Source organism: Caballeronia sp. M23-90, from assembly GCF_053574605.1.
The window spans coordinates 1-1395 of sequence record NZ_JBSIPA010000808.1 but is presented as its reverse complement, the minus strand read 5'-3'; the positions used below and the strand labels follow the sequence as shown (position 1 = coordinate 1395).

Annotated in this window: 1 protein-coding gene; it reads right to left on the bottom strand. The window is 59.4% G+C overall.

Going from position 1 to position 1395, the window contains the following annotated elements:
• Window positions 1-220 precede the first annotated feature (220 nt).
• Entirely contained in the window at window positions 221-1384 is a 1164-nt protein-coding gene (locus ACRXB1_RS36025; RefSeq protein WP_449494774.1) for a flagellin, read from the bottom strand.
• Window positions 1385-1395 lie beyond the last annotated feature (11 nt).

Here is a 1395-nt window from a genome sequence, read left to right as displayed (position 1 = left end):
AACGGTTGAACCGGTTGACGATGTAGATATCGTGCTCATGCATTGCTCCGTTCGTGCGTGGGCCGGAAAACGCTCGATAAATTCCGGAAACGCGAACTGGGAGGCAAGCCTCCCAGCGGTTTTTTTGCTTCTTTTTGCTGCCACTACCGCTGTGATGCGGGTGTTTCACCCGGCGCGCATTGTAAGCGGTGCGCGCCGATTACTGCATCGGCCAAACTGCTTAGCCGAGGAGCTTCAGTACTTGTTGCGGCAGCGAGTTGGCCTGTGCCAGCACCGAGATACCTGCTTGCTGCAGCACTTGCGCCTTGCTCAGGTTCGCGGTTTCCTGTGCGAAGTTCGCGTCGGTGATTTGCGATTGAGCCGACGACAAGTCCGTCGATTGTGCTTGCTGCGTCGTGGCTACCGAGCTGAAACGGTTCTGGACAGCGCCCAGTTGCGATTGCAGTGCGTTGACGGTGTTCAGCGCATTGTCGATCGATTCAATAGCGCTCGATGCGCCGTTCGTCGTGCTGATGTCGATTGCCGACACTTGCGGCGGTGCGGCATTGGCGTCGAATGAAGCGAGTTCGCTGGTTTGCTGAGTGGTCGCGGCGGCACCGCTCGCTGTCACGTAAGACGCGGCCAGCGTGCTCGGCGTGCCGGTGGAACCAGCCGTAATGACGTTCGCCGCTACGAAGCTGTACTTTGCCGTACCGTTGCCGCCATCAGATGCCGGAATAACTTCGTTACCGGTGCCGTCGCCCAGCGCTTTGTTGTTCTGGTCAGTATAAGAATAACCACCCTTGCCGTCAGCAATGACGTTGACTGTGGTGATAGCAGCGGGGGCAGCCGTGGTGCCAGCAACATAAGCACCAGTAGCGGCCAGCGACAGACCGTCGATACTGCCAACTGCCGTGCCCTTCTGCGGAACGCCGCCGCCAAGCTTCAGTGCCGACACGTTGGCCGATGCACCCAGATCTACGTTGATCGACTGGCCGACGTTCGCGCCAACCTGGAAGCTCTTCACGCCAGCCGAGCCGTCCAGCAAGTTCGTGCCGTTGTACGTGGTTTGCGACGAAATGCGGTTGATTTCACTGATACGCTGCGTCACTTCCGACTGAAGCGCTGCCTGGTCGGTCGACGACAGCGAACCGCTCGAAGCTTGCACAGCCAATTGGCGAATACGTTGCAGGTTGTCCGTGATCTGGCTCAGACCGCTCGATGCCGTTTGCGTCATCGAAACGCCGTCGTTCGCATTCGATACACCTTGGTTCAGGCCGTTGATCTGCGACGTCATGCGCGACGCAATGGCTTGTCCTGCTGCGTCGTCCGCGGCGCTGTTGATGCGCTTGCCCGACGACAGGCGGGTGATTGCCGACGACAGCGCGCTTTGCGTGCTGCCCAGGTTTGCTGGGA